General features: G+C 63.8%; 40 protein-coding genes. 30 read left to right on the forward strand and 10 right to left on the reverse strand.

Annotation, left to right across the window (positions count from 1 at the left end; genetic code table 11):
- Nucleotides 1-29: 29 nt before the first annotated feature.
- From J2R80_RS32755 to J2R80_RS32785, 7 genes are read right to left on the reverse strand one after another with little or no spacing between them, the layout of a single operon-like run.
- The gene (locus J2R80_RS32755) at nt 30-650 is read right to left on the reverse strand and encodes an MT-A70 family methyltransferase (protein WP_253640044.1); all 621 of its coding nucleotides are present in this window, start codon (nt 648-650) and stop codon (nt 30-32) included.
- Complete coding sequence (locus tag J2R80_RS32760; RefSeq protein ID WP_253640045.1) at nt 647-1,045, reverse strand: winged helix-turn-helix domain-containing protein; 399 nt, start codon at nt 1,043-1,045, stop codon at nt 647-649. Before J2R80_RS32760 ends, J2R80_RS32755 begins: the two co-directional genes overlap by 4 nt.
- Complete coding sequence (locus J2R80_RS32765; RefSeq protein WP_253640046.1) at nt 1,039-1,392, reverse strand: LexA family transcriptional regulator; 354 nt, start codon at nt 1,390-1,392, stop codon at nt 1,039-1,041. Before J2R80_RS32765 ends, J2R80_RS32760 begins: the two co-directional genes overlap by 7 nt.
- Entirely contained in the window at nt 1,389-1,634 is a 246-nt protein-coding gene (locus J2R80_RS32770; RefSeq protein WP_253640047.1) for a hypothetical protein, read from the reverse strand. Before J2R80_RS32770 ends, J2R80_RS32765 begins: the two co-directional genes overlap by 4 nt.
- Entirely contained in the window at nt 1,625-2,197 is a 573-nt protein-coding gene (locus tag J2R80_RS32775; RefSeq protein ID WP_253640048.1) for a GcrA family cell cycle regulator, read from the reverse strand. The genes J2R80_RS32770 and J2R80_RS32775 overlap by 10 nt, the downstream gene beginning before the upstream one ends.
- Nucleotides 2,194-2,388, reverse strand: a complete 195-nt coding sequence (locus J2R80_RS32780; protein WP_253640049.1) for a hypothetical protein — start codon at nt 2,386-2,388, stop codon at nt 2,194-2,196. The genes J2R80_RS32775 and J2R80_RS32780 overlap by 4 nt, the downstream gene beginning before the upstream one ends.
- Nucleotides 2,389-2,435: 47 nt before the next feature.
- Nucleotides 2,436-2,885 carry a hypothetical protein gene (locus J2R80_RS32785; RefSeq protein ID WP_253640050.1) on the reverse strand — a complete coding sequence of 150 codons (450 nt, stop codon included), beginning with the start codon at nt 2,883-2,885 and terminating at the stop codon, nt 2,436-2,438.
- Between J2R80_RS32785 and J2R80_RS32790 the strand changes: the two genes are divergently transcribed.
- Complete coding sequence (locus J2R80_RS32790) at nt 2,884-3,225, forward strand: hypothetical protein (protein WP_253640051.1); 342 nt, start codon at nt 2,884-2,886, stop codon at nt 3,223-3,225. The genes J2R80_RS32785 and J2R80_RS32790 overlap by 2 nt on opposite strands.
- A gap of 8 nt (nt 3,226-3,233) precedes the next feature.
- On the opposite strand, the gene J2R80_RS32795 is transcribed toward J2R80_RS32790, so the two are convergent.
- Nucleotides 3,234-3,494 carry a hypothetical protein gene (locus tag J2R80_RS32795; protein WP_253640052.1) on the reverse strand — a complete coding sequence of 87 codons (261 nt, stop codon included), beginning with the start codon at nt 3,492-3,494 and terminating at the stop codon, nt 3,234-3,236.
- 186 nt (nt 3,495-3,680) lie between these two features.
- On the opposite strand from J2R80_RS32795, the gene J2R80_RS32800 reads away from it, so the two are divergent.
- Nucleotides 3,681-4,367 (forward strand): S24 family peptidase, encoded by a 687-nt coding sequence (locus J2R80_RS32800; protein WP_253640053.1) that lies wholly within the window; start codon nt 3,681-3,683, stop codon nt 4,365-4,367.
- A gap of 42 nt (nt 4,368-4,409) precedes the next feature.
- Entirely contained in the window at nt 4,410-5,051 is a 642-nt protein-coding gene (locus tag J2R80_RS32805; protein ID WP_253640054.1) for a hypothetical protein, read from the forward strand.
- Here J2R80_RS32805 and J2R80_RS32810 read toward each other — a convergent pair.
- Together J2R80_RS32810 and J2R80_RS32815 are read right to left on the reverse strand one after the other, a co-directional pair.
- Nucleotides 5,048-5,557 (reverse strand): hypothetical protein, encoded by a 510-nt coding sequence (locus J2R80_RS32810; protein WP_253640055.1) that lies wholly within the window; start codon nt 5,555-5,557, stop codon nt 5,048-5,050. The two genes, J2R80_RS32805 and J2R80_RS32810, sit on opposite strands and share 4 nt — an antisense overlap.
- Complete coding sequence (locus J2R80_RS32815) at nt 5,541-6,488, reverse strand: hypothetical protein (RefSeq protein ID WP_253640056.1); 948 nt, start codon at nt 6,486-6,488, stop codon at nt 5,541-5,543. The genes J2R80_RS32810 and J2R80_RS32815 overlap by 17 nt, the downstream gene beginning before the upstream one ends.
- A gap of 88 nt (nt 6,489-6,576) precedes the next feature.
- On the opposite strand from J2R80_RS32815, the gene J2R80_RS32820 reads away from it, so the two are divergent.
- The 27 genes from J2R80_RS32820 to J2R80_RS32950 all read left to right on the forward strand — a co-directional run bounded on the left by J2R80_RS32820 (nt 6,577) and on the right by J2R80_RS32950 (nt 23,433).
- Nucleotides 6,577-6,816, forward strand: a complete 240-nt coding sequence (locus tag J2R80_RS32820; RefSeq protein ID WP_253640057.1) for a hypothetical protein — start codon at nt 6,577-6,579, stop codon at nt 6,814-6,816.
- 5 nt (nt 6,817-6,821) lie between these two features.
- On the forward strand, nt 6,822-7,049 hold the full coding sequence (locus tag J2R80_RS32825) for a hypothetical protein (protein ID WP_253640058.1): 228 nt from the start codon (nt 6,822-6,824) through the stop codon (nt 7,047-7,049).
- Nucleotides 7,043-7,369: a hypothetical protein gene (locus J2R80_RS32830; protein ID WP_253640059.1), complete on the forward strand. Its 327-nt coding sequence runs from the start codon at nt 7,043-7,045 to the stop codon at nt 7,367-7,369. Before J2R80_RS32825 ends, J2R80_RS32830 begins: the two co-directional genes overlap by 7 nt.
- The gene (locus tag J2R80_RS32835) at nt 7,366-7,677 is read left to right on the forward strand and encodes a hypothetical protein (protein ID WP_253640060.1); all 312 of its coding nucleotides are present in this window, start codon (nt 7,366-7,368) and stop codon (nt 7,675-7,677) included. Before J2R80_RS32830 ends, J2R80_RS32835 begins: the two co-directional genes overlap by 4 nt.
- On the forward strand, nt 7,674-7,898 hold the full coding sequence (locus J2R80_RS32840; RefSeq protein ID WP_253640061.1) for a hypothetical protein: 225 nt from the start codon (nt 7,674-7,676) through the stop codon (nt 7,896-7,898). Before J2R80_RS32835 ends, J2R80_RS32840 begins: the two co-directional genes overlap by 4 nt.
- Nucleotides 7,899-7,916: 18 nt before the next feature.
- On the forward strand, nt 7,917-8,156 hold the full coding sequence (locus J2R80_RS32845; RefSeq protein ID WP_253640062.1) for a hypothetical protein: 240 nt from the start codon (nt 7,917-7,919) through the stop codon (nt 8,154-8,156).
- The gene (locus tag J2R80_RS32850; protein ID WP_253640063.1) at nt 8,153-8,326 is read left to right on the forward strand and encodes a hypothetical protein; all 174 of its coding nucleotides are present in this window, start codon (nt 8,153-8,155) and stop codon (nt 8,324-8,326) included. Before J2R80_RS32845 ends, J2R80_RS32850 begins: the two co-directional genes overlap by 4 nt.
- A gap of 105 nt (nt 8,327-8,431) precedes the next feature.
- Complete coding sequence (locus J2R80_RS32855; RefSeq protein ID WP_253640064.1) at nt 8,432-8,992, forward strand: hypothetical protein; 561 nt, start codon at nt 8,432-8,434, stop codon at nt 8,990-8,992.
- Between the two features lie 6 nt (nt 8,993-8,998).
- Nucleotides 8,999-10,351: an AAA family ATPase gene (locus tag J2R80_RS32860; RefSeq protein ID WP_253640065.1), complete on the forward strand. Its 1,353-nt coding sequence runs from the start codon at nt 8,999-9,001 to the stop codon at nt 10,349-10,351.
- Between the two features lie 65 nt (nt 10,352-10,416).
- Nucleotides 10,417-11,535, forward strand: a complete 1,119-nt coding sequence (locus J2R80_RS32865; protein ID WP_253640066.1) for a PD-(D/E)XK nuclease-like domain-containing protein — start codon at nt 10,417-10,419, stop codon at nt 11,533-11,535.
- Nucleotides 11,536-11,630: 95 nt separating this feature from the next.
- Nucleotides 11,631-12,983, forward strand: coding sequence for a hypothetical protein (locus J2R80_RS32870; RefSeq protein WP_253640067.1), 1,353 nt, complete (start codon nt 11,631-11,633; stop codon nt 12,981-12,983).
- Nucleotides 12,980-13,387, forward strand: coding sequence for a hypothetical protein (locus J2R80_RS32875; protein WP_253640068.1), 408 nt, complete (start codon nt 12,980-12,982; stop codon nt 13,385-13,387). Before J2R80_RS32870 ends, J2R80_RS32875 begins: the two co-directional genes overlap by 4 nt.
- A complete protein-coding gene (locus J2R80_RS32880) occupies nt 13,384-13,980 on the forward strand; it encodes a helix-turn-helix domain-containing protein (protein ID WP_253640069.1) in 597 nt (198 codons plus the stop codon). Before J2R80_RS32875 ends, J2R80_RS32880 begins: the two co-directional genes overlap by 4 nt.
- Complete coding sequence (locus J2R80_RS32885) at nt 13,977-14,318, forward strand: hypothetical protein (protein ID WP_253640070.1); 342 nt, start codon at nt 13,977-13,979, stop codon at nt 14,316-14,318. Before J2R80_RS32880 ends, J2R80_RS32885 begins: the two co-directional genes overlap by 4 nt.
- The gene (locus J2R80_RS32890) at nt 14,315-15,157 is read left to right on the forward strand and encodes a radical SAM protein (protein ID WP_253640071.1); all 843 of its coding nucleotides are present in this window, start codon (nt 14,315-14,317) and stop codon (nt 15,155-15,157) included. The genes J2R80_RS32885 and J2R80_RS32890 overlap by 4 nt, the downstream gene beginning before the upstream one ends.
- Entirely contained in the window at nt 15,154-15,807 is a 654-nt protein-coding gene (locus tag J2R80_RS32895; RefSeq protein ID WP_253640072.1) for a hypothetical protein, read from the forward strand. Before J2R80_RS32890 ends, J2R80_RS32895 begins: the two co-directional genes overlap by 4 nt.
- The gene (locus J2R80_RS32900) at nt 15,807-15,944 is read left to right on the forward strand and encodes a hypothetical protein (RefSeq protein WP_253640073.1); all 138 of its coding nucleotides are present in this window, start codon (nt 15,807-15,809) and stop codon (nt 15,942-15,944) included. The genes J2R80_RS32895 and J2R80_RS32900 overlap by 1 nt, the downstream gene beginning before the upstream one ends.
- 41 nt (nt 15,945-15,985) lie before the next feature.
- Nucleotides 15,986-16,669, forward strand: a complete 684-nt coding sequence (locus J2R80_RS32905; RefSeq protein ID WP_253640074.1) for a hypothetical protein — start codon at nt 15,986-15,988, stop codon at nt 16,667-16,669.
- A complete protein-coding gene (locus J2R80_RS32910) occupies nt 16,666-17,148 on the forward strand; it encodes a zinc-finger-containing protein (RefSeq protein ID WP_253640075.1) in 483 nt (160 codons plus the stop codon). The genes J2R80_RS32905 and J2R80_RS32910 overlap by 4 nt, the downstream gene beginning before the upstream one ends.
- Complete coding sequence (locus J2R80_RS32915; RefSeq protein WP_253640076.1) at nt 17,145-17,576, forward strand: hypothetical protein; 432 nt, start codon at nt 17,145-17,147, stop codon at nt 17,574-17,576. Before J2R80_RS32910 ends, J2R80_RS32915 begins: the two co-directional genes overlap by 4 nt.
- Nucleotides 17,569-18,108, forward strand: coding sequence for a hypothetical protein (locus J2R80_RS32920; protein WP_253640077.1), 540 nt, complete (start codon nt 17,569-17,571; stop codon nt 18,106-18,108). Before J2R80_RS32915 ends, J2R80_RS32920 begins: the two co-directional genes overlap by 8 nt.
- 19 nt (nt 18,109-18,127) lie before the next feature.
- Nucleotides 18,128-18,955 carry a hypothetical protein gene (locus tag J2R80_RS32925; protein WP_253640078.1) on the forward strand — a complete coding sequence of 276 codons (828 nt, stop codon included), beginning with the start codon at nt 18,128-18,130 and terminating at the stop codon, nt 18,953-18,955.
- A 39-nt stretch (nt 18,956-18,994) separates the two neighbouring features.
- Nucleotides 18,995-19,744, forward strand: coding sequence for a hypothetical protein (locus tag J2R80_RS32930; RefSeq protein ID WP_253640079.1), 750 nt, complete (start codon nt 18,995-18,997; stop codon nt 19,742-19,744).
- A gap of 24 nt (nt 19,745-19,768) precedes the next feature.
- The gene (locus J2R80_RS32935) at nt 19,769-20,596 is read left to right on the forward strand and encodes a protein phosphatase 2C domain-containing protein (RefSeq protein WP_253640080.1); all 828 of its coding nucleotides are present in this window, start codon (nt 19,769-19,771) and stop codon (nt 20,594-20,596) included.
- Nucleotides 20,596-22,338 (forward strand): hypothetical protein, encoded by a 1,743-nt coding sequence (locus J2R80_RS32940; protein WP_253640081.1) that lies wholly within the window; start codon nt 20,596-20,598, stop codon nt 22,336-22,338. The genes J2R80_RS32935 and J2R80_RS32940 overlap by 1 nt, the downstream gene beginning before the upstream one ends.
- Entirely contained in the window at nt 22,335-22,697 is a 363-nt protein-coding gene (locus J2R80_RS32945; RefSeq protein WP_253640082.1) for a hypothetical protein, read from the forward strand. Before J2R80_RS32940 ends, J2R80_RS32945 begins: the two co-directional genes overlap by 4 nt.
- Complete coding sequence (locus J2R80_RS32950; protein ID WP_253640083.1) at nt 22,690-23,433, forward strand: phage N-6-adenine-methyltransferase; 744 nt, start codon at nt 22,690-22,692, stop codon at nt 23,431-23,433. The genes J2R80_RS32945 and J2R80_RS32950 overlap by 8 nt, the downstream gene beginning before the upstream one ends.
- The last annotated feature ends 46 nt before the right edge of the window (nt 23,434-23,479 follow it).

The raw sequence follows: 23,479 nt of genomic DNA on the forward strand, positions 1-23,479 counted from the left end.
CACCTGGTCATGGTTGATGTTTCGCGCCCTCATGCCGCGGCCTCGGCAGCGTCGAACAGCGGGGTCGGCGCGATGATCTTTTGCTTACGGCGGCGCTCCGGCCGACTGCCGTCATCGAACTTTCCGACCTCCTTGCCCCAGGCCGTGAAACCATCATGGTTTTCGCGCGAGAACAGATCGCACCGGATCAGCCCCGGCGTCTTCTCGCGGACATGGTCGTAGAATGCCGCCGGCTTTTGAGAGTGTCCGCGGGCCTTGCCCTCGATCTCGCCATAGAATGCGTCGTGGATCTGGTATTCGTTACCGAACACACCGAGCAGGATAGACTCGTGCATGCCCCTGACACGGTAGCCAGTGCCGAGCCGACGCTTCGGCCACACGAGTTCGGTCTTGTAGAGAGCGCCCCACTGCTCCAGCAGCCACATCGACTTGTTCAGCGTCGGCGGGCAGGCCCAAAGCAAGATGACGCCGTTCGCTCGGATCAGATGCCCGACAGGAAGCTTGGCGAGGTCGGGCCACGACATGATATCGTACTGAGCCGAAGCCGACTTGCTGTTGCCGTTCGCCGAATAGAGCGTGAACTCGGTCGGCGGATCGATAACCGCGAGATCGAAGCCGAACATCGGCAGCGGATCGAAGAACCAACTCATGCGCGCACCTCGCGGGTGACAAGCGACTTGGCCACGATCTCGCGTGAGGCCGGCGTCAGGCCATAACCGATGCTGCGGCGGTTCTCGATCTCGATATCAAGGTGCTTCAGTTTGGCCCGCAACCGGCAGATGACCACCTGTACCAGGTGGGCGTCGGCAGTGGCGCTGCGGGACACCATGGCGCGCAGCAGCACCTCACCCGATCGGATGCCGTTCGGCGCGGTGTAAAGCGAGCGTAGCGCGCGGGCTTCCTGCGGAAGGAGATCCCACTCTCGCGGAAAGACGATCTGATCGGCCTCGATCAGCCGGCTGAGGTGGGTGTTCTCGGCCTCCAGTTGAGCGATGCGCTCGCGTAGTCGCCGGATCTCGAGTTGATCGGGTGTGATGCTCAGCACTGCGGCTCCATGAAATACGCGCGCAGCGCCTCCTCGGCGGCGGTCCGCTCCGAGATCCGGTTCTCATCGGCATAAGCGCGGATGGCGCGGCGCACTTCGGGCAACGGGTGAACGACGAGACCATCGCCGATGCCTGGCCCACAGACCGACAGTGACCGCGACCGGCCCGGTATGCGCTGCAACGCACCGCGCTCGACCGCCTCATTGATCAGGTGAGATACCGCGCCCATGCCGCGGATGCCGAGATGCCTGCCGATCTCCCGATAGGACGGCGACGAGCCGCGATCCGAGATCCATTGCCGCACGAACTCGACGCACTCTGCTTGGGCGTTGGTGAGGCCGCTCATGCTGGACCTCCCGCCGGCAACGTCGGCTTGATCACCTCATCGGCGTATTGCGAGAACACGGCAAACGCCTTCTCGCGGCCGACCGACCCAATCAGATATGCCGCGATCGCCTGAAGGTGTGCATCAACCACCATGGCGGCGACGTCCTTGCCGCCGGCATGCTCGACCGTCATCAAGGACACGACGCATTCCTTGCGGGCATAGTCCTTCATGATGGTCGAGGCGGCGGACTTCATGACCATGACGTGGACGCCCTCTGCGCACGATGATGGTCCTGGATTCGCGCCGCGCGCTGTTCCTGCGTCTCCCTGCCCCTGCGGTTCTGCGCCGGCTGATAGGCCAACCGGGTATGATGGGCGCAATACGGGAGACCGACGAGAGCGCGACCGTTGCAGAAATAGAAATCGGGCGTCGCAGGATCTCCGATCGGCCAGCGGCAATCACCCTCGCGAAGATCGAGAACGCCCTTTCGCTGATCTTGCGGAACGCTCGGATCGAAGTCGGTCGAGTTGCCGGCGGCCTCGTCCCCCTTTTCAGGCGCGGGCTCGTAAGGTTGCGCCAGCACCTGGCGGATGATGGTCTGCCGGCGCGGTGGCGGCGCAGGTCCACGACGCTGCTTCGGCCCTCGGCTTTCCCGGACCGCTTTGGACCGGCTGTTGGCCAGGCCGAGACGATGAAGCTTCCCGATCACGGCGTTGCGGGTAACCTGCCCGAGTTCCGCGGCGATCTGCGAGCACGACAATCCGTCCTCATAAAGCTTCTTCAGCTGCGCGACCCGGTCTTCGCTCCAGGTGGATTGCTTCATGGTCGCGCCGCCTTTCGCGCCGATCGGATCTCGCCAAACGACTTCGCGCCACCAAGGCGCAGCCACTTGGCAACATCCGAGCAGAACTCGGCGTGGTCGATCCAAACGTCCCGACGGCCGCGATGATAGTCGGAGCGTTTGATGCAGGTGCGAGCCAGAGCGATGGCCGCAGCAGAGAGGAGGTTGATCACGAAGAATTCCAGGCTTGATGGCGCCGCGGTCCCGCGCGGCCCGTAAGTCACTTCGAGGCGTTGAGGTCCATGTTCAGCTGACGTAGTCGCGCCTGCGCCTCGCGGTCTTCGATCTCGCGTTGACGCTGACGCTCGGCGAGCGTCCGGCGCAGCGCCTCCGCTTCAAAAAAGCGATCGCGCACGCGCTCCGGCACCTGCTCCCACATCGCTTCAAAGTACGCGGTGCCCTCGGCGCTCTCGGTGCGATCGAGCAGATTGAAGAACTGCTCAAACTGGATCGAGCGATCCTTCGAAATCCAGTTGTCGATCGTCCGCAGCGAGCAATGAGCGAGGTCAGCAAGGAGCTTCCGCATGCTGCCGCGGTTCGCTCCGTTCTGGGAAATGCGAATGATTTCAGCAGTCATTTTCATCGACCGCACGTTCGTGCATTTCGAACTGTCGGATCGTGCAGCGTGTCCGTTTGCATTGATCGAAGCGGCAAGCGATGCTGTTCCCATGATGAATGCTCCCTTTTTTCACAAACACAATTCGAGCGTCGCCGTGGTGTCGACGCCTGACAAAGATGACGACTGGGCGCGCGCCGCCCTGGCCGGAACACGAATGCTGATTGCGGAAGAATGCTTCGATGCGATGCTGCAGATGCTGATCGATGCCGGCTTGGTGCCGAGGAGCTGCGCGGCGGTCATGCTCGACCGCCTTTCGGAGAAGCTGCTGCTGCACGCCTCTGAACGCACGGATACACACTGGGCCATCCGCAAGCCCGAACTGATCGACCAAGCGACGAGGTTGTCGACGAAAGCCGCGACGCTGAAGACCGTGATCGGCGGCGTGTCATGACGACGCCCTCACCGACCAGCAGCGTCAGCGGGCGTCCGCGCCGCGACGTTGGCGGCGTAGAGTTCCTCGGCTGTGACATCGCACAGCCCGCGGATCACGCCCCAATGCCGGTCGGGAATGCCGATCTTCGGCCATTTGTAGACGGCCTCGATCGTGACGATCCCGTCGGAGGCCTTCGCGATCTCCGCGGCGCCGCCGGCAAACTTGATGATTTCGGGGACCGTCTTGGGACGATCGGCGGTCGGAGCGTCTGCGGAGGCATCTGTCATGGCCTCTGGAATTTACTGGAATTTAATTCCGGACACAAGGCATCCGAATTCCATTCCGAAAATAATTCCAGTTCCTACACTGGACCCATGGAGATTCTGGAACCAAGCAAAGGACTTAACTTGGAGACGCCGCCAATATTATGGAACCACCGACTGCGCTCTGCTCGCAGGTCGAAGGGTATCTCGGTGCCAGATCTCGCACGCCTGATCGTCGGCACCGAAGACGCGGACGCGATCTCCGCGATGGTTCAGAAAATCTACAGCTACGAAAAAATCTCAGCGAAGCAGAAACCCGTCGAGCAGCCTCGCGGCAAAACGATGGATCAACTCGCGAAAGCGTTGGGCGTTAGCGTCCAATGGTTGCGTGACGGAAGCGCAACTACGGGTAACCATAATCCCGCTGAGCCAAATGTTGGCCTTGACGATCTTAACGTTACCCCAAACCTTACGGGCGAACAAAAAGAAACAAAGTACTCGCGCGACAAAGTGCCAATCTACGGTAGGGCCGCGGGTGGTCGTGATGGAAGGTTCGTCTTGAACGGGGAAAAGGTCGGCGAAATTTTGCGCCCACCCAGCCTGGAGGCGGTCGCCGAGGGCTACAGCGTGGAGCAAACCGGGGACTCGATGTCTCCCGCCATCAAGGATGGCTACAAGGTCTACGTCAATCCTAAGCTTCCATACCGGCGCGGCTCGCTCGTCGTTGTGCAGATCCGGACTGGCGTTGAGAACGAGTTCGACGGCTACGCCAAGGAATTCGTTTCGTTCTCGCGGAAAGAACTGGTCCTCGAGCAGTACAATCCGCCGAAGCAACTTCGGTTCGACGCGAACCTGGTTGAGAGCATCCACACGATTGTAGGCGTGGAGTTCATTTAGCCACCACATCTGGTGGCGTCGACTCTGGCTCGGAAAGATTCAATGATGCCGGCATACATCGTCATGAGCGAAGAGCGATGCGGCGTCAAAACACTGCAAAAACCGTTATTTCCGAGCCTTTCCTTGAAATCCTATGTTCAGACTGCGGTCACTCTGTTGTCTGGACCTGCGAAGACCTCCAGAATTTTCGGATCAAACCGGAGACCACGATCGATGAGCTTGGAAAGCACATCCATTGCTCCCGATGCCGCGGTCAGGGCGGCTGGGGCTGGAATGTCGAGATCCACCCTCGCCGCGTTTATCCTGATCAGTCTTGGCGCCGGCGCGCGGGTTGAAGCGGCGCAGCCGTCCGAGGAGTCGATCCGCGCCGCTCGCACCGAGATCGCTCGAATGGGCGAGCCAGAACTGCGGTCGCTGCTGAATTATTTCGCGGAATGCACTGATCGCACATCGCTGAACCAAGCGGTGAGGCAGGCTTGCAAATCGGCGTTCGTAAAATACCAGACCGAGTTTGGCGGAAAGCGAACGGTCGACAAGCTGATCGCGGAACAGGAAGAGCTCGGCGAGATCCAACGCACCTTCCGCGCCACCGGACAGTCAACGGACTCGAGCTATGTCGAGACCGTCGATCGGCAACTTCGCCAGGCGGTCGGCGACGCGCTGAAGGCGAACTCCAGCCGCTAGCGCGACAACCTCGCGGCGAGTGAGTTCCGGATCGCCGGAAGCCGCTCGACGAATTCGGCGATGCCGGCGAGCTCGTCGCGGGCCGCCCTTACCTCGACCATCATCTCGGCGATCGCCGGCAGGAACTTGGATTTTTGTCGCCAGCGCCGGCAAGCCATCTCGACCGCCCCGAATGACGGATCCAGTGACATGACGTCTTCACGCATGAACTGGCCAAACGCACTGGCTTGCTGAACGCCGCCGTTCGGGAACGCTTGCAGCAGCAGGCCAAGATAGGCGACCGCGCCGGCTTTAGGTATCGGCGCCAATGCTTGGTCGAAGGTCGCCTTGTTCTGCCCATGGATCTCGATCGCCCGGTTGAGAGTGCGCAGCAACTCAGCGCTCGGCTCGTCCGACAGAGCGGCCGCCTCGCGCGCGGCGGCGAGCTCGCGCAGCGCCGGCTCGAGCCCCGAAAATGACGGCGGCGCCGGCGGCTTACCCCGCGGCTGATCAACGAGATCGCGCATGGAAATCCTCCTCAGTGAGACCCGCCATCATCCCCTCGATCGCGGTGTCGACGCGGCTCGGCGCCGCCGGTGTGCCGCCTCGAGGCGTCCGGCGGTCATAGTCGTTCCCCACCCACGTCCGCCATGCCGCATCCCAGTCGGCCATCAGGTTACCCCTGCTGGCGTGGAAGTTCTTGAACTTCTCCGCCTGGAACCGGATGTGATCATCGTTCCAGCCGCGGTCCCGAGCATACTTCCAACCCGATTCAGGAAGCTCCCAGTCGGCGGGGAGCTTCGTCCTCCGCCCCGTCGTCTGCCTACCTCTGCGCTTCGGCTGCCGCTCCTCGGCCGGACCATCATCGCCAAAAAGGCCTTGTGCAGGGACCATCTCGCGCCCGGCAACGGGCGCAATATGTTCTTCCCCTTCTTCCTTTCTTGAATGTTTTATTTCTTCTGTATTGTGCTGGCCGTGTGCTGGCGCTGTGCTGGGACCTTGCTGACGCTGTGCTGAGACGTTGTCGTCCACTGTGTCATCAACTTGGTCGTCACCTTGATAATGATCGTAATTGCAAACGGTTATTACCGTGACCCCCTTGTCGGACCGTGTGTTAATCATGCCCTCCCTCTCGAGCCGACCCAGATAGCCCCTCACCGCTCCTACGCTCCATAGCCAGTTTTCCGCGAGAAAACGCAGCGAGCCGGCGAGCTCGCCCCGATCGAGATCAACGAAGAACTGACCGAACCGGCGCTGTCGCGGCTTCCACGCCGCCTCCTTGATCATCCAGATAAATACCTCGCGCTCCGACATTGCGGAGGGCCTGAAAAACTCGTGCGCGTACAGCGAGCGAAAGAGCTTGATGTAGCCTCGGGAACTCACCCCATAGATCTCCGAACTGGCATTTCGACTGGATGGCGGCGGGTCCTTCGCCGCGGACCTCGGCTCAGCCGTCATAATCCTGTCTGGAATTTATTTCCAGTTTTTTATTGACAGGTCTCCTTGCCTGGAATTATCTTCCAGATGCCACGGGAGACCACGCCTCATGCTCAACGTCACCACAGACCGCCGGAACGCCTTCGGAGTGAAGGACTCGTCCGACCAGTACCGCAACGGCGGTGCGCGGATCTTGTGGGTGGACGGCCGGACCGACGACCTGACCGCCCGCATCATCAACGCGATCCGCTCGGCCGGCTTCAAAGCCTGGCGCACCCGCGATCAGATCTGGGTCCGCTCAATCGACGCCGACAAGATCGCCGCCCTCCACATCCCGACGGATCGGTAAGGCGCATGACCGTGCTCGGCTACATCGGCACAGCAGTTGTTTCACTCGGGACCGGCGTCGCGTTCTGTGCGCTCTTCCTTGTGAAGCCTTACTGGCGCGCGGTCCGCGACCGCGGCGACCTGCTGCTCGCCCTCTTCAATGCCGGGTCTTCGCTGAAGGCGGCCGGTCGCGCCGAGGAAGCCGCTATGGCTTTCGGTGTCGCGAAGCGCGTGCAGGAGGACTGCGCATGCTGATCCGCGTCTCCGGCAAGAGCGACTGGCGGAAGTTCTTCTTCGTGTGCCCCGAGATCACCGTTGACGGCCAAGCCGTTCGTGACGTGATCGAGGCCGACGACGAGGCCGGCTATATCATCCGCTACCGCCGCGACGAGGCAGGCGCGCTCGTGGTCGATACCGATCGCTACGTCATCGAGCGGATTGACGGGAAAGTCGTGTTTGCCGGCCAGCGCCGCTGGAGCCCGGACGACGCCAAGGCAGCGGCGCAGACCAAGCGCGATCGCCGCGCCATCCGCAATCTCGAAATTCAACGTCGCGCGGGAAAGGTCTCGGCATGACGGACCTTTCCCTCGATCCGACCGCCATCATCGACGACCTCGCCTTCCGGGCCGGATATCTGGAGCACGCCCAGATTCAGGCCATCGAGCGGCTGAGGACGCTTGCCGCGCGCGGCGGCGCGACGGCGGACGAATTGCGCCTGGCGATCGCCGGGCTCGCCATCGACACGCACAAGGGACTTGCCGCGCTCCAGGTCGGCGCGGCCGCGCGGATGGCGGCTCGTCACGATGCCACCACGCCCGAGATGTGCGCGAAGATCCTGCCGTTTCCGCGCGCCGGTACTCCAGGCGAGGAGGCTCGCCCGTGATCACGGAATGCCTGCCGCCGAGTTGGACCCGTCTCATCTTCGCGCCGGCGGGGGAGCACGCCGCCGCAACCCCGGAAGAGCGCGCGGCCTACGCCAACTTCGTCAAGCGACTGGTGGCGCGGCCGGAAGACTTCGGCTTTCGGCACGAGACGCCAGAGGACGTGGCGACAGATGACCGCTTCGACACCGCCCTCGCCTCAGAAAACAGGGATTGGGGATAGCCAATGGCGCATCCAGGAATGACCAGGTGCACCCCGGACACCTTCGACCTCGACCTCACCGGCGCCTATGCCGTGATCCTGCGGTCGAGCGGCATGACTTTCGAGGGCACGGTCGACGAGATCGAAGCCCGTGCCTTCCAGATCCTGTGGAAACCGGCTGAGGCGCGCCCGTATTCCCAGGTCAAGCCGCGCCTGGCCGCTGCGATCGCGCTGGCGCGCCGTGATGGCCCGATCGATTTCAGCGCGGTGGCAGCATGAAGATGGAACGCGCCATCATTCTCGTTCTGCTGGCCGTCATCGCCGCCCTCGTCATTGAGGGCGCGACCGTCGAGCTTCTCTGCGCCGCGCTGCTGCTCGGCCTCGTTCTCGGCGCGCTGTTGGGCGCCGCCTTCGTCACCGATCGGCAACAGAAGGAGTCGGCTTCCTGATGGCGGCTATTCGAACATTCGTGCGGGAAGTTGCGGCGTTCTTCGCGATCGCGGGGATGATCTTTGGGTGCATCGTCAAGGCGTCGGCCGCCATGGGGGTCTTCCATGGCTGAGCGGCGAATTGAGCTCGAGCCGTCCGTGCTTCTGCGGCTCGGCGCCAACATGGAAACCATCGGTCAGGCTTGGCAGGCCGATATCGATGAATTGAACACCGCGCGCGACCAGATCGTGATGCTCAGGCGCGAGCTCGACCAGGCGGATGACCGCGCGTCGAACTTTCAGGCCGAGCTCACGGCAACGAGGGCAGAAGTCCGGCAACTGCTCGAGCGAAATGCCTTCCTCGAGGCGCACACCAAGCGCCTTTTCGATACGGCTCACGATGTCGGCGACAGCATGAAGTCGCTCGCCGAGTCTGCCGTTGATGTCGCGCGCCGAGCGCCGGCAGTGGCGCCGACCGTCGCTCCGGTGCGCGCCGACGGCACCACGGCGCCGCGGCCCTCGGTGATCGCGGCACCGCCCGGACCCGCACCGGTTCAGCGCCCGCGCACCTTGGACGATGTCCGCAGGGAGCAGCTGGCCGCGGCCGACGACGAGGACGACGGCACCGGTCTGCCGCCGGGTCGGCCGCAGTTCCTCAGAACCCCACTTCCAACCGTCTCACCATAGGCTCCCATGACCGAACAGCCCTCACCGCTCAAGATCCTTTCCCTCGACGTCGAGAACGTGTTGCGCGTCCGCGCGGTGCGGATCCAGCCCAACGGCAACGTCCTCGAGCTCACCGGACGCAACCGCCAGGGCAAGAGCAGCGTGATTGACGCGCTGTGGGCCGCGCTCGGCGGCGAGAAGATGATCCCGGCCGATCCGGTTCATGACGGTGCCAAGATGGGCAATATCGTCGTCGATATCGGCGACGCTGCCGGGCTGAAGTATCGTGTCACTCGCCGGATCAAGAAGAAGGATGACGGCGACTGGTCGACCAGCCTCACCATCGAGAACGAGGACGGCTTCCGGTCCGACAAGCCGCAGCAAATCCTGAACACCCTGATCGGCGCCCTCAGCTGCGATCCGCTCGACTTCATCAGCAAGAAGCCAAAGGAGCAGTTTGACCTGCTCAAGTCGTTCGTCTCCGGCGTCGATTTCGACGCCATAGCGAAGGCCAATGACGCGGACTTCGACGCCCGGACTGTGGTCAACCGCGATGCCAAGGCGCTGCGGACTCGAGCCGACGCGATTGTCATCGACCAAACCGCGCCGACCGAAACGGTGGACGAGGCCGCGCTCGTGCAGGAACTGGCTGAGGCTGCCGACAAGAACGGCGCCGTGCAGCGTTACCGGTCCGACCAGGCGGCGCGCCGGCAGCAGGCGCAGGAGCGCGACCATGCGGCCGAGTTTGCGCGCCAGCGCATCGGCCAACTGCAGGCCGAAATCGAGAAGCTGACCGCCGAGGCTGACGCCGCCGAGAACGCTGCTGGCGAGATCCGGCTCGAGATCAGCGAGGCCGGCGACGAGCCTCCATCTGTCGACACGCAGGAACTGCAAGCCAAGATCACCGCGGCACGCGAGACGAATGCCAAAGTAGCCGCCGCGGCCCGCGCCCGCGTCGAGAAAGAGCGGCTCGCCAGCGAAGCGGCAGAGCTCGAGGCCAAGTCCGAAGCCCTCAGCAAGGCAATCGTCGCCCGCGAGACCGAGAAGCAGGAAGCCATTGCCCGCGCCGACATGCCGATACCGGGTTTGTCCTTCGGGGAAGGCGTCATACTGCTCGACGGTCACCCGCTAGCCCAGGCCAGCCAAGCGCAGAAGCTCGGCCTCGCAGTCGCCATCGCGATGAAGCTGCAGCCGCGTCTCCGTTTCCTGACGACCAAGCACGCCGCGCTTCTGGACGACGAGTCCTGGGCTGCCCTCGTCCGCCTCGCCGACGAGCAGGATCTGCTCGTCATCGCCGAGACCGTTAATTCCAACCGGCCGACCGCGGTGGTCATCGAAGACGGCCACGTCCGCGGCGCCAAGCAGCAAGCCGCGGAGTGACAGCTCCTCCCCAACTTGCCGCGACGGGTTTCGGTCCGCGCGGCCTTTTCTCCGGAAACTGACCAATGAACGCCGTTGTCCCTATCGCTGATGCCGACGCTATCGAGCCCGTGAAATTCGAGCCGGGCATCTACTTCGGCGTGCCCGAGGACAAGTACCACCAGGACACCTCGCTCGGATCCACGAAGCTGAAGGAACTGGTGATCGACCCGATCGAATACCAACACGGCCGCCTGCACGGCGCCGAGCAGAAAGAGACGTTCCAATTGAAGTGGGGCCGCGCGATCCATTGTCGCGCGCTCGAGGGAAAGCAGTTCCTGGCCGAGCGCTTCCCGATCGCGCCGTCACTGTCCGACTATCCCAAGGCGCTCGTGACGATGGATCACCTCCGCGAGCACGCCAAGAAGCTAGGACTGACCAAGATCGGCAACACCAAGGCTTTGGTGGCCACCGCGATCCGCGAGTTCGACCAAAGCACCCCGATCTGGGACGAGATCATGGCTCGGTTCGAGACCGAGCACGCCGGCAAGACCATCATTCCGCGCGAAGCGATCGAGCATATCGAGCGCGCAGTGGAATGGATGCAGCGAGAGCCGAAGCTAGCTCCCGTCATGGAAGACGGCACTTTCACCGCTGGCGCGTCGGAGGTCTCGATCTTCTATGTCGAGAACGGCGTCCGACTGAAAGCTCGCATCGACCACCTGCTGTCACATGCCGTGGTCGACTTGAAATCCTTCCGGCCGTTCCTGCAGGAGAGGCTGAGAGAGGGAGCGAAGAAGGCGATCTCGCGCATGCGGTACGACCTGCAGGCCGCGGCGTACATCCGCGCGCTGAAGGTGGCCGCGAAGCTATTCGCCGACGGCAAGGTCTTCGACTGCCCCTACTCGCCCGCCTTCCTCGAGTCCGTATTTGCTGCCCTGGCGGTCGCGGAACGCGACCCCGGATCCGACGAGGCGCTGAAGTGGGTCTGGGTGCTGATCAAGGCCTCGGGCGCGCCGCAGCCGGTCGTCGCCGAGTTCGATCTCGGCAGCATGATCTTCCGCCAGGCCGCCGTCGATATCGACGACGCCATCAAGAACTACCGCCTCTACGTCGAGAAGTTCGGCCTCGACCAGGACTGGGTGCCGGAGCTCCCGGCTGAAGTCTGGGGCGACACCGACTTCCCGTCTTGGGCTTTCACCTAAACCTCTGAGGACTGACGATGAATATGATTGTCGATGATCGCGACCAAGAACGTCAAACGCTGCCAGCCGTCGTGGTGGAAAGTGCGATGCCGGCAATGCTGCGCGCCGAGATCGACGGCCAGATCGCCACCGCCAAAATGTATCCGCGGAACGTCTCGCGCGCGATCGGCAACATCAAGAGCCTGGCCACGCTGGACGAGGAGACGGCCGCGGAGTCGCTGTACGCGCTCGTCCGCAAGAAGAAGCAGCAGAACCGCGGCGGTGGTGACTCGACCGATACCGCCAACGCGGCGATTGAAGGACCGAGCATTCGCCTGGCCGAGATCGCGGCCCAATGCTGGGGCAACTGTCGAATCGAAGCTCACGTCGTGACCGTCAACAAGAAGGACAAGTACGTCGAGGCCGTCGGCACATTCCACGATCTTGAAACCAACATGGCCTCGACCGCGACGGTGCGGCGCAGGATCTCGACGTCAAGCGGCAACCTCTTCTCCGAAGACATGATCACGGTTACTGGCAACGCCGCCTGCTCGATCGCGAAGCGTAACGCAATCCTCGCCGGCATTCCGCGCGGCGTCTATCGGCCCGCATATCATGCGGCCCGCGAGGTCGTCGCCGGCACCACCGCGACGCTTTCCCAGAATCGCGACAAGGCCATCAAGGCATTCGCGACCTATGGCGTCACGCCCGATCAGATCTTCGAGGCTCTCGACGTCAACGGCGAGGCTGACATCCGGCTCGAGCACATCGCGACGCTGCGCGGCATGTTCATGTCGATCAAGAATGGCGAAGCCACGGTCGAGGAGATGTTCGCCAAGGAGAAGCCGTCCCAGGCGGACCCCGACTACAACCCGCTGGTGAAGAAGGATGCGGTCTCAGGTGGAGATCAGCAGACCGCGGTAACCGGTGCGGCGAACCAAGAACAAGCCGCCGGTGACAAGCCGGCCACAGATTCCGCCGCGGCGGAGGCAGCGCATCCATCCGACCATGCGGCAGGACATCAACCTGCGGCCGGATCGGACAGCGCTGCCACCTCGGCGCAGACGTCGGCGAAGCCAGCCCCCGCCGATGAAGGGACGAGCCAGGAGCGCACCGCCAGTGGCTCGTCCCAACCTGATTTGCTGTCCGGCCCAACCTCCGCCCAGGACGGCAAACCGCAGTCGAGCACCCCCCAAGGCTCGACCGCTAACGGAGCGGACGCATCTCGTGGCAACGGCGCGTCCGCTCCTGACCTTTCCTCGTACCACCGCGCGCTGCTGACCATCGAGAACGGCGGCCCGCAGAAACTCGGCAAGATGTCCGAGCAGTGGCTCAACAAGTATGGCCGGTTCGAAGGCGACGCCGAGAAGAAGCGCGGCGAGATCTACGCCGTGCACGGTGAACGCCTGACAGGCTCCGTCGACCTGGCGGCCTGCAACAAGAAGGTCGAGGGGATCATCACACGATGACGGTCCTCGATCGCCCGCCAGCGGATTGGAAGCGGCCGGCTATGCCGTGCCGGGTCAAGCTTGAGGTCTTGATCCGACAAGGCGGTCGCTGCGCCCAGACGAAGGAAAAGCTGGGGTCCGTAGAGAACACGCAGTTCGACCACAGGCCCGCGCTTTGGGAGCGGAAGTTCGACACCGCGACCGATGACACGATCCCGCCCGCCAATGATCCGGCGTTCATTGATGCCTGCACCATCGCCGGCCACAAGTTCCGGACCCATGGCAACGGCGCAACCACTGTCGGCTCCGACTCCCATCGTCGCGCGAAGATCAAGCGGATGACCGACCCGACGCCGGCGAAACCGAAGCGGAAGATCCGCGGGCGGTCGACCTTCCCGAACCGCAAAACCCGGAGGTTTGGATGAACCCGGCGACGTCAGTAACTCTTGAATTTCGGTCGTCGGCTGAGTTGTCGGCTCACTATCGAGAGGTCCGTGCTCGGCTGCCGGTCGTGGTGCCGCAGTGGCGCCGCGACGTGCTGGCGTTGCCGCGCCCAGGCGCCCTCCTCCTGCCAGCACCGTTCGCCTTCGCGACCGTCGAGGACATCATCACGTCCCAGACGCGGCGGCCCCCAGAGGAGATCCGGAGGCTCAGCGACGAGGCCGAGCGAGTGGCTATCCGCCGATCGATCGCAGGATATCGCAACCTGCTTCGTCAGGCGCCGGAGAACCAGCGCCGGATCAGCTTGATCAAGGCGTCAGTCGGCCACGCCTTCAAGGTTAGTCAAGACGGATTCACTCACCATTCGCGCAGGCATGGTGTCACCCGCATTCGTCAAATCGCGATGTGCCTCGCCAAGCTGCTGACCAGCACGAGCTACAGCGGGATCGGCCGTAGCTTCGGCGGCCGCGATCACACGACCGCACTTCATGCATACCGGAAGTTCTCGCCGGTCGTCGCCGATGTCATGGCCGAGATGGGCGACGGCACGCCCTGCGCGATCGGGGGTGAGCGATGACCGCGACCTCAGAAACGCCAGATACCACTCTGACCGCCGCGGTTCCGCGCATCCTTCGTCGGCGCGTGATGCATCTGCGCGCGAGCGGCGGATCCACATACGGCGATGAGCTGCTCGACGAGCAGACGAATGTCATCGGCTATGTCTCGTCCTGGGTCGGCACTGGCAAGAACGAAGGCAAGGCCAGGTCGGTGTACACGCTGAAAGTCGACGGCGGCGGTCCTGCGCTGGAATTCTCGGACTTTGAACTTTTCCGTGAGGCTTACGCGAACATGCTGGAAAAGCGGCGCCGCGACAAGGAGTGGGATGATGCCGCTCCAAAGGACGGTGCCCGATGATCGGCGCCGACGGACACTTCACGGATCAGCCGATCGTACCTGGCGCCGATGTCATCTATCGCCCAAAGGGAAATGCCGGCGAATACGCGCCGCTGGCCACCAATCCATATCGCGGGTGTGGGCACGGTTGCGCCTACTGCTATGTCCCGCCTGCGACGCATATCCCGCGGCCGACTTTCGACCAGGGCGCAGTACCGCGGCCCGGGTTCATGCAGCGCCTCGAGCGCGATATCCGACGCTATCAGGCGGCCGGCGTCTCCGACGGCCACCCCGCTGATCAGATCTTCATCACGTTCTCCAGCGATCCATTCCATCGCGGCGATCTTTCCCTGACTCGGCAGACGATGCGCGCCCTCAAGGAGGCCGGCATGGCGTTCTGCACGCTGTCGAAGGGCGGCCGCCGCGCCCTGCCCTTCCTGCCGGAATACCGCCGCGAGCGCGACGCCTACGCCTGCACGCTGACCTCGCTCGACGATGACTTCTCACTGACATGGGAGCGCAACGCCGCGCTGCCATGGGAACGGATTGACGTCCTCCGGACGTTCCATGATGCCGGGATCTTCACCTGGGTATCGCTCGAGCCGACGCTCGATGCCGCGGCCTCGATCTCGATCATCCGCGCCACCCACGAATTCGTCGACCTCTACAAGATCGGCAAGGCCAACTACGTCTCGAAGATCTCCAAGACAATCGATTGGGCCGCCTACACCAGCGACGTCACGCAGGTCTGTCGCGAGCTCGGCGCCCGCCATTACGTCAAACGCGACCTGCAGGCCTTCCTGCCGGCCGATTACGACAATCCGCTGCGTGTGCCGCAGCATCATGGAGCCGCAGCATGAAGCCTGAGTTCATCACGTTCACCGGGATCGACAACTGGACCGAGCTCCACGACATCCACGTCCTATCGATCAAGTACCCGGTCGAGTTCGGCATCTTGTTCAGCCCAAAGCGCCAGGGCACCGATCCGCGCTACCCCGACGGGGACGCGCTGTCTCGCTTCATGTGGAGCGGGCTGCGCCTGTCCGCGCACCTCTGCGGCGACTACAGCCGCCGCATCATGGCGGGCGAATCCATCGTCGACACCATCCCGGTCGATCTTGGGTACTTCGAGCGGATTCAGGTGAATCACGCTGAACCAGATCCGGCCAAGATCATCGAATTCCGGAACGGCTGGGGATCGATGCGCGCGATCGCGCAGACCCGCGCCGACACGTTCCCGACCGACACCTCCGTGGACTGGCTCTTCGACCGCAGCGGCGGCGCCGGCGTCGCACCGACGGCCTGGCCGATGCACCCCGGAGCCGATCGGCTGGTCGGCTACGCTGGCGGCATCTCCCCCGACAACATCAGTGGCGTCATGTCGGTGCTCGAGCAGATGCCTGGTCGGTACTGGATCGACATGGAAAGCGGAGTTCGGACCGATGACCGGTTCGACATCGAGAAGTGCCGCGCGATCTGCGAGGCGGTTTTTGAAGAGGGAGAACATTGATGGACTTGCTCAACTGGGTTTCGGATCACCCCGTCCTGACGATCACGCTGTCGCTGATTGCCAGTGCGACCTATGCCGTACCGCGCATCGTTACTGCGGTTACCGCCCGCAACATCAACATCTCCAGCCGGCTCTGAGGGCAACGGTGAAGGATGTTCCGGTCATCTTCAGCGCGCCGATGGTGCAGGGCCTGCTTCGCGAAGTCGAAGCCCCGGGGACTGGCAAGACCATGACCCGGCGATTGGCGTGGGGCGAGCCGTTCACCGTCTACGACGACGAAGATGGGGTACAGGCGGCAAAGCTACGAAAGAAGGGCTGCAAGGTCAGCGGTCTCGACGACACCTCGTCGCGCATCGCCTGGCCGCCGACCCAGTGGCAGAAGGTAGAGGTCGGGGACCGACTCTGGGTGCGCGAGTCCGTCAAGGGCGAACCGAACGCCGAGGGATGGGATGGCGTCCGCTACGCTGCCGACAATGCCTGGATCATGTCGACCGCGCAGAACGCGGAAGAGGCCGACGACTTCGTCGATCTTTACAACTACGGCGGCAAGCGCGGTGCGGGCGTCCCTTCGATCCATATGCCGCGCTGGGCCTCGCGGATCACGTTGATAGTCACCGCGACGAAGATCGAGCGACTGACGGCGATCAGCGAGGCCGATGCCCTCGCCGAAGGCGTCGAGCACCGCGGCGAGCGCGACTATTGGGCCGGGCTGAACCGCGGCACCGATGCGGTCGCTTGCTTCTCGGCGCTTTGGCGAGCGCTGCACGGCATGGGCTCTTGGGACGCAAACCCCGAGGTCGTCGCCCTCACCTTCAAAGTCATCAAAGCCAACATCGATATGCCGGAGGCGCGCGCAGCATGACCGATTCCGCACCCATCTGTTGTGGCGCCGCCACCCGCCTGACGACCGGCCAAGAGATCTATCCAAACCGCCGTGATCTGCACTGGAAGCACTTTTACAAATGCGACCGCTGCAAGAGCTATTGCGGCTGCCATCCCGGCACCACGAAGAGCCTCGGCACGCCGGCGGATGCCGCCACCCGCGCAGCGCGATCGAACCTGCACGACAACGTCTTCGATCCGATCTGGAAGAGTGCGCTGACGACCGGGCAATACGCCCCCGAGGACCACAAAGCGAAGGCGAAGATCCTGAAGGCGGCTCGGTCCCGCCTCTATCGCTACCTGGCGCACCACCTCGGGATCGATCGCGATGCTTGCCACTTCGGCATGTTCTCGCTGGAGCAGTGCCGACGCGCGACCGAGCTCCTGACCGGGCTGACCTATCGGACCGTCCGGGATTGGCACTACGCCCAGGTCAAGAACGCGAGCAAAGCAGCATGAGTAAGCTCACCGAACTTGGTCCGTGTCCCCTTTGCCAATCGATCAAGCTGAACCTCTTCAGCCATTGGACCGCCACCCGCGGTCAGATGATCGAGACCCCAAAGGTCCAGTGCACCGAATGCTACTGCGAGGCCACCATTGAAGCATGGTCCGCCCGAAAGCCGGCGCTGCCTGCGGCATGGCTGCTGGTCGAGGCCTTGCGCGCTGATGAGGCCCACAGCGTCACACTATTCTGCGACAACCCCGATTTCAACATGGGGCCCGACAGCGCGGTCGAGGTCTGCGGCGACTTCACCGACTGGAAGGAACGCCGGTTCGAGGGCGACAACCTCACCGCGGCGCTGATGGCGGCCTATCTCGCGAAGACCGGTGGGAAAGTCACGCCGGAGATCGCCGATGCACTGAAGCGCGAGGGCGCTCATGTCTGAGCTCGCAACCCCCGCAATGATCCCGCGATATGTCCGCTCGGTTTACGCGCCAGAGGGAACGACGATCTACGACGTCATCTGGACCGACCGGCTGAGCGGCCAGGAGGTCACCCGCTACGACGGCGCCGATCCGGCAAACACCCACCCAGCATATGGCGGCATGCCGGATAGCGACTGGTTCGAGAAGAAGGGCCTCGACATCAACGAGGGCATCGAGCTCGAAAAGTCCGTCCTTCCCGTTCCAGATGGCGAAGCCGAGAGGTTTGCGGCCAGGACCCGTCGCATTGCGGAGCGCAAACAAGAAGATGAGGAAGCGTGCGACCTGCTCACTTTTCTCGGCGCCGACGCGGAACAGTTTGATTTCGATGACTACTACGACGGCGAGCGGAAGATTCTGACGCCGGCGCTCGAGAAGCGCGGCTACACCGCCATCCGCTTTTACATGGTCGAACAAGACTCATTCGGGCCGCTGATCCGCGGCTGCGCCGCTCAATGCCACTGCGGCAAGCGCGTCAGGTTTTTCTACGGTTGAACACACACAGGAGGTTTCATTGAGAAAGAACGTCAAGGCTGATCTCGTCGTCATCGACCCCCAGAACGACTTCATGGACCAGAAGGGCGCCGCCCTTCCCGTCACCGGCGCGGTTGCCGACATGACCCGCGTCGCCGACATGGTCAGGCGGATCGGCCGCCGGCTGAACGACATCCATGTCACGCTGGACTCGCATCGCGTCATTGACGTCGCCCATCCCGGTTTCTGGCGCGGCATTGACGGCAAGCACCCTGCCCCGTTCACCATGATCACCAATGCCGACATAAAGTCGGGCATGTGGGAGCCGCGCAATCAGAGCTACCGCCAGCGGATGCTCGACTACACCGCGGCGCTCGAGGCTGCCGGCAAGTTTATTCTGATGGTCTGGCCGGAGCACTGCATCATTGGCAGTTGGGGCCACAACGTCGTCGACGTGCTCCGTGAAGAGCTCGCCGCTTGGGAGCGCGCCAACTTCGCCACGATCGATTTCGTGACCAAGGGCACCAATACCTTCACGGAACACTACGGAGCCCTGATGGCCGAGGTGCCGGATCCCGCGGACCCGTCGACGCAGTTGAACGGCGGCTTCCTCAGCGTGCTGCAGGAGGCTGACGTCATCGCCATCGCCGGCGAAGCATCCTCGCATTGCGTCGCGACCACCATCCGGCAGATCGTCGACAACATCGGCGATGACCACCTACGCAAGATCCACATCCTGACGGACTGCATGTCGCCGGTCCCGCAGACGCCCGGCGGCCCCGACTTCCCGGCGATCGCGCAGCAGTTCCTCAAGGACATGGAAGCCCGCGGACTCGTCCTCACGACGTCCGACGCCTTCCTGGCCTGATCCCCGACACCATCACCCGAATTCCCGAAAGGAGCCCCAATGCCCCGTCTCGACGGATCTGACATTGAAACCCACAACCTCGGCTGCAACTTCTCGTTCACCGGCGCCCGCATCGAAGGCCTCGGCGCCACCGAGTACACCCTCGTCGATATCGAAGTCGACATGAGCGGTTCGGTCTCGCCGTTCCTCTCGGAACTGATTGCCATGATCAAGGCATCGGTCGAGGCCTGCCGGAAGTCCCCGCGGTCCGAGAACCTGCTGATCCGCGTCGCCGCCTTCAGCAGTTCCTACCGGGGCGGCCTCAACGAGGTGCACGGCTTCATCCCGTTGGCCAGCATCGACCAGACCGCCTATGACGCGCTCCATGCCGGCGGCGGCACGCCCCTGTTTGACGCCTGTTATGTCGGTGTCGGCGCCGCGAATGCCTACGCCAAGATGCTCTTCGACCAGGAGTTCAACGCGAACGGCATCAGCTTCATCATCACCGACGGCGAGGACACCGGCGGAGCCGCTTCACCGGCCATGATCAAGGCCGAGATCGAGCGGGCGAGGAAGGAAGAATTCCTCGAGAGCCACGTCAGCGTCCTAATCGGGATCAATGCCGCCGCCTGCACCACGGCGCTGAACCGCTTCCAGAAGGAGGCCGGCATCACCCAGTACATTGACGCCGGCGACGTCACCAAGGGCAAGCTCGCCAAGCTGGCCCAGTTCGTGTCGCAGTCGGTCTCGAGCACGTCGCAGGCGCTCGGCACCGGCGGGCCCAGCCAGGCCATCGCAGCCACGATCTGACACCGACCCGCCGCGGAGAATCCCATGCGTTACACAGCTGATCACGCTTTCCATATTGGATCGCAGCATCTCCGCGGCGGCTTGCCGTGCCAGGACTATGCGCTATCGAAGTCTGCACCCGATCACGCCATCGGCGTCATATCGGACGGCTGCAGCAGCGGCGGCGAAACCGACGTCGGCGCCCGCGTCATCGCGCGGAGCACATTCCAGGCGCTCACCCTCACCGTCCCGCGATACTTCGCGACCTTTACCGTGGATGATCGCTGCGAGATCCTGGACGACTTGGCCCAGTCCGCTCTCGGACTCGAGCAGTCCGACATGCTGGCGACCTGCGGTTATGTGGCTGCCACCGACCGGAGCCTCGTGGTCAGACTGATCGGAGACGGCGTCATCGCTGCCAAATCGGATCGGGAACTCATCATGACCCGGTTCGATTGGGCGAAGAACATGCCCGTGTATCGAGCCTACGCCGACGACAAGTACGCCGGCTTCATCGCGGCCCACGGCGGCGAGTTCGTCGACGCCATGACGGTCACACGGCATATCCGGCGAGATGGCGTCGTAACCGAAAAGGTGATCCCGCAACCGCTGTACGATTTCCTGAGAGGGCTGTCCGACTCGATCTCTCCTCGCAATTACGAGTTCGTGGCCGTGTTCTCGGACGGCGTCACCCAAATCGACGGCATGGACTGGCGCGACGTCGTCGCGCAGCTGATGTCCTTCAAGTCCGCCGAGGGCGCCTTCGTGAAGCGCCGCATGCTGCGGTTCCTCAAGGACTGCCAGGCGCACGGTAAAGGCCCGATCGACGATATCTCGATGGCCTGCATCCACATCGATCACGAGGCCGAGTAATGGCGCGCAGGGGCACCATCAGCGTCCACCTCGAGGGCCGCGGCGCCGTGACGCTGCGCGAGGCCGACTACGTCACCTCCGGCGGCGAAGGCTCGATCTACCGGACCGGCAAGACCATCGTGAAGCTCTATACCGACGCCGCCAAGATGGCGCGCGACGGCATGCCGGAGAAGGTGAAGGCGCTGGCCGGCCTGAAGCATGCCGGCATCGTGGCGCCGCAGGGTCTCGTGCTGGACGACTCTAGGAAGCCGATCGGCTTCTACATGCCGTTCGTCGACGGCGAGCCGATGTCGCGGGTATTCGTGTCGGATTACCGGGTGCGGACCGGTTTCGCGGATGGCGACGCCGTCGCGTTGACGCAGTCCATGTTCGAGATCGTCGAATATGCCCACAGCCAGAAGGCCGTCCTGGTCGACGCCAACGAGCTCAACTGGCTGGTCGGCTTCCGGAAGGGTGCCGCGGCGACCGCCTCGGTCATCGACGTCGACTCCTGGGCGATCGGCCGCTGGGGCGCCTCGGTCATCATGCCGTCCATTCGCGACTGGCACGCCGCCTCGTTCGATGCGCAGACCGATTGGTTTGCCTGGGGCATCGTGGCGTTCCAGGTCTTCACCGGTATCCACCCCTACAAGGGGCGGATCGAGGGCTACAAGCCTGCCGATCTCGTCCAGAGGATGAAGGACAACGCCTCGGTCTTCGACAAGCGCGCCAAGATGCCGCTCTCGGTCCGTGACTTCGCCTGCATCCCCGGCCCGCTGCTGGACTGGTTTCAGACCACATTCCAACTCGGCAAGCGCGGGACACCGCCGGCGCCGACGGCGGCCGGCAAGTCTGCTAGGGCGGCATTGATCATGCGCGCTGTCACGACCGCGAGCGGCGGCGCGCTGGTGTTCGAGAAGCTGTTCGCGCGTGTCGGCGACCCCGTCACCAGGATCTGGGCCAACGGCGCCGCTCGGCTGACGTCCGGCGAAGTCGTCGACCTCGCGACCGGTGGGGCGATCGCGCACAACGTGCCGGCGGACGCCGAGGTCATCAAGGTGCCGGAAGGCTGGCTGATCTCGCTCCCGACCCAGAACGAGATCCTCTTCGCGCACATCTCGTTCGAGATGGTCGGCAGCGCCGGCGGACGCAGGTTTGCCGAGCAGCCGATGGCCTTCCGCCGTATCTTCCGTGCCGGCGAGACGCTCTTCGGAGTCACCGACCGCGAGTTGATCGAGCTCGAGCTCAACGATGTCGGTCGGCCGCGCATGATCATGGATCGGCGCTGGAGCATACTGGTCGGCGCCACGACCTGGTTGGATGACGTTGCCGTCACCGATGCCCTCGGCAACGCCTTCGTGGTGCTGCCGCATGCCGGAGGTATCTCCCAGATCCGGGTGCCGGAGCTCGACGGCGGGACAATCGTCTCGGGTAAGGCTGCCGGCCGCTTCGCCGCCTTCTCGGTCATCAGCGGCCAGGGCAATTTCAACCGGATCGAGCTGACTTTCGACCGGACCTTCACGACCTATCAGGCATGGACCGGGCCGGCCGACAGCGCCGAGCTCAACATGGCTATCCTACCCCGCGGAGTCGCCGCGACGATCACCACCGACTTCGAAATCACGATCTTCGTCCCCATCCACGGCATCGTGAACAAGGTCCGCGACACCGGCGTCAGCACCGCGATGAAACTGGCGGCATGGGGCGAGCGCATCGTCTACCTGATCGACGGCGCCGTTTGGCAAATGAGGATGGCGCCATGACCGATCGGCAGGACGCTGGTTACGATCGCGATCGCTTTCGGACTGACGCGTCGTATCGCGACGGTGTCGGCGCAGGCGTGGCCTTCATGGCGGCGGCCGAGGAGCGGGAGAAATCACGGCGGGCGAAGGAGAGCTGGTCTCGCTGGGAAGAATTGCGCCGCACCCGCCTCTTCGGCTGGGAGGGCGAAGCCTGGGTTTGCTACTTCTGGCGCTCCGGCTGGGACCACCTCTCGTTCGGGCTCCACGTCTGTTTCGGCGGGCCGAACATCGAGATCCATCTTCCGTTCGGCTTTCTCAGGATCGGCCGTCGGACCGATGTGCGCGAGCGGCGCGCAGTGAAGGAGGCGGCGGATGCATAGCGCCCCTCTCTTCGCCGGCATCGGCGGTCACCAGACTCCGCGGCGCGGCCGCACCGACAACTGGCTGACGCCACCCTGGCTGCTGCGCATGCTCGGCGGTTGGGAAGCCTACGACTTGGATCCGAGCGCGATGGTTGACCAGCCGAGGCGGACGGCGCGCAGGCACTACACGATCGCCGACAACGGGCTGATCCTGCCTTGGGAAGGCGACGTCTGGCTCAACCCGCCCTACTCGCGCGGCCTGCTCGGCCGGTTCATGGCGAGGATGGCGGAGCACGGCCGCGGCATCGCGCTGATCTTCGCCCGCACCGAGACGGCAACCTTCTTCCGCCACGTCTGGGATCGCGCCTCGGCGGTTCTGTTCCCGCGCGGCCGGATCGATTTCTGCATGCCGGGCGGCGGCACTGCCGGCAACTCCGGCGCGCCCTCGGCTCTCTGCGCCTATAGCGATCGGCACGCCGAGGTGTTGGCTTCGGTCGATCGCGACTTCGGTCAGTTCGTGCCGCTCCGGCTGCCGCGCAGCGTCGTGGTGCTGGCGCTGGAGACGACCTGGCACGACGTCATCGCCGATTGGATGCGCGCGCAGCGCGGTCCCGTCGCCCTCGCCGATATCTACCGCGCCTTCGCGTCCCACCCGAAGACCGCGGCCAACCCGAACTACCAGGCCAAAATCCGGCAGGTGCTCCAGCTGGGCGCCGGCGTACGGGTCGGCCGCGGACGATGGAGCGCAGCATGACCTCTTACCGCCCATGCCTCGGTTGCTCGGTCAGGACCGGATGCGA

Origin of the sequence: Bradyrhizobium sp. USDA 4541, assembly GCF_024171085.1 — a bacterium.
GTDB lineage: Bacteria > Pseudomonadota > Alphaproteobacteria > Rhizobiales > Xanthobacteraceae > Bradyrhizobium > Bradyrhizobium australafricanum.

Coding starts and splice junctions, on each gene's coding strand:
- J2R80_RS32755 (WP_253640044.1), bottom strand. CDS start 650: ATGAGTTGGTTCTTCGATCCGCTGCCGATGTTCGGCTTCGATCTCGCG.
- J2R80_RS32765 (WP_253640046.1), bottom strand. CDS start 1,392: ATGAGCGGCCTCACCAACGCCCAAGCAGAGTGCGTCGAGTTCGTGCGG.
- J2R80_RS32770 (WP_253640047.1), bottom strand. CDS start 1,634: ATGGTCATGAAGTCCGCCGCCTCGACCATCATGAAGGACTATGCCCGC.
- J2R80_RS32775 (WP_253640048.1), bottom strand. CDS start 2,197: ATGAAGCAATCCACCTGGAGCGAAGACCGGGTCGCGCAGCTGAAGAAG.
- J2R80_RS32790 (WP_253640051.1), top strand. CDS start 2,884: ATGATGAATGCTCCCTTTTTTCACAAACACAATTCGAGCGTCGCCGTG.
- J2R80_RS32785 (WP_253640050.1), bottom strand. CDS start 2,885: ATGGGAACAGCATCGCTTGCCGCTTCGATCAATGCAAACGGACACGCT.
- J2R80_RS32795 (WP_253640052.1), bottom strand. CDS start 3,494: ATGACAGATGCCTCCGCAGACGCTCCGACCGCCGATCGTCCCAAGACG.
- J2R80_RS32805 (WP_253640054.1), top strand. CDS start 4,410: ATGATGCCGGCATACATCGTCATGAGCGAAGAGCGATGCGGCGTCAAA.
- J2R80_RS32810 (WP_253640055.1), bottom strand. CDS start 5,557: ATGCGCGATCTCGTTGATCAGCCGCGGGGTAAGCCGCCGGCGCCGCCG.
- J2R80_RS32815 (WP_253640056.1), bottom strand. CDS start 6,488: ATGACGGCTGAGCCGAGGTCCGCGGCGAAGGACCCGCCGCCATCCAGT.
- J2R80_RS32820 (WP_253640057.1), top strand. CDS start 6,577: ATGCTCAACGTCACCACAGACCGCCGGAACGCCTTCGGAGTGAAGGAC.
- J2R80_RS32825 (WP_253640058.1), top strand. CDS start 6,822: ATGACCGTGCTCGGCTACATCGGCACAGCAGTTGTTTCACTCGGGACC.
- J2R80_RS32830 (WP_253640059.1), top strand. CDS start 7,043: ATGCTGATCCGCGTCTCCGGCAAGAGCGACTGGCGGAAGTTCTTCTTC.
- J2R80_RS32835 (WP_253640060.1), top strand. CDS start 7,366: ATGACGGACCTTTCCCTCGATCCGACCGCCATCATCGACGACCTCGCC.
- J2R80_RS32845 (WP_253640062.1), top strand. CDS start 7,917: ATGACCAGGTGCACCCCGGACACCTTCGACCTCGACCTCACCGGCGCC.
- J2R80_RS32850 (WP_253640063.1), top strand. CDS start 8,153: ATGAAGATGGAACGCGCCATCATTCTCGTTCTGCTGGCCGTCATCGCC.
- J2R80_RS32855 (WP_253640064.1), top strand. CDS start 8,432: ATGGCTGAGCGGCGAATTGAGCTCGAGCCGTCCGTGCTTCTGCGGCTC.
- J2R80_RS32860 (WP_253640065.1), top strand. CDS start 8,999: ATGACCGAACAGCCCTCACCGCTCAAGATCCTTTCCCTCGACGTCGAG.
- J2R80_RS32865 (WP_253640066.1), top strand. CDS start 10,417: ATGAACGCCGTTGTCCCTATCGCTGATGCCGACGCTATCGAGCCCGTG.
- J2R80_RS32870 (WP_253640067.1), top strand. CDS start 11,631: ATGCTGCGCGCCGAGATCGACGGCCAGATCGCCACCGCCAAAATGTAT.
- J2R80_RS32875 (WP_253640068.1), top strand. CDS start 12,980: ATGACGGTCCTCGATCGCCCGCCAGCGGATTGGAAGCGGCCGGCTATG.
- J2R80_RS32880 (WP_253640069.1), top strand. CDS start 13,384: ATGAACCCGGCGACGTCAGTAACTCTTGAATTTCGGTCGTCGGCTGAG.
- J2R80_RS32885 (WP_253640070.1), top strand. CDS start 13,977: ATGACCGCGACCTCAGAAACGCCAGATACCACTCTGACCGCCGCGGTT.
- J2R80_RS32890 (WP_253640071.1), top strand. CDS start 14,315: ATGATCGGCGCCGACGGACACTTCACGGATCAGCCGATCGTACCTGGC.
- J2R80_RS32895 (WP_253640072.1), top strand. CDS start 15,154: ATGAAGCCTGAGTTCATCACGTTCACCGGGATCGACAACTGGACCGAG.
- J2R80_RS32900 (WP_253640073.1), top strand. CDS start 15,807: ATGGACTTGCTCAACTGGGTTTCGGATCACCCCGTCCTGACGATCACG.
- J2R80_RS32905 (WP_253640074.1), top strand. CDS start 15,986: ATGGTGCAGGGCCTGCTTCGCGAAGTCGAAGCCCCGGGGACTGGCAAG.
- J2R80_RS32910 (WP_253640075.1), top strand. CDS start 16,666: ATGACCGATTCCGCACCCATCTGTTGTGGCGCCGCCACCCGCCTGACG.
- J2R80_RS32915 (WP_253640076.1), top strand. CDS start 17,145: ATGAGTAAGCTCACCGAACTTGGTCCGTGTCCCCTTTGCCAATCGATC.
- J2R80_RS32920 (WP_253640077.1), top strand. CDS start 17,569: ATGTCTGAGCTCGCAACCCCCGCAATGATCCCGCGATATGTCCGCTCG.
- J2R80_RS32930 (WP_253640079.1), top strand. CDS start 18,995: ATGCCCCGTCTCGACGGATCTGACATTGAAACCCACAACCTCGGCTGC.
- J2R80_RS32935 (WP_253640080.1), top strand. CDS start 19,769: ATGCGTTACACAGCTGATCACGCTTTCCATATTGGATCGCAGCATCTC.
- J2R80_RS32940 (WP_253640081.1), top strand. CDS start 20,596: ATGGCGCGCAGGGGCACCATCAGCGTCCACCTCGAGGGCCGCGGCGCC.
- J2R80_RS32945 (WP_253640082.1), top strand. CDS start 22,335: ATGACCGATCGGCAGGACGCTGGTTACGATCGCGATCGCTTTCGGACT.
- J2R80_RS32950 (WP_253640083.1), top strand. CDS start 22,690: ATGCATAGCGCCCCTCTCTTCGCCGGCATCGGCGGTCACCAGACTCCG.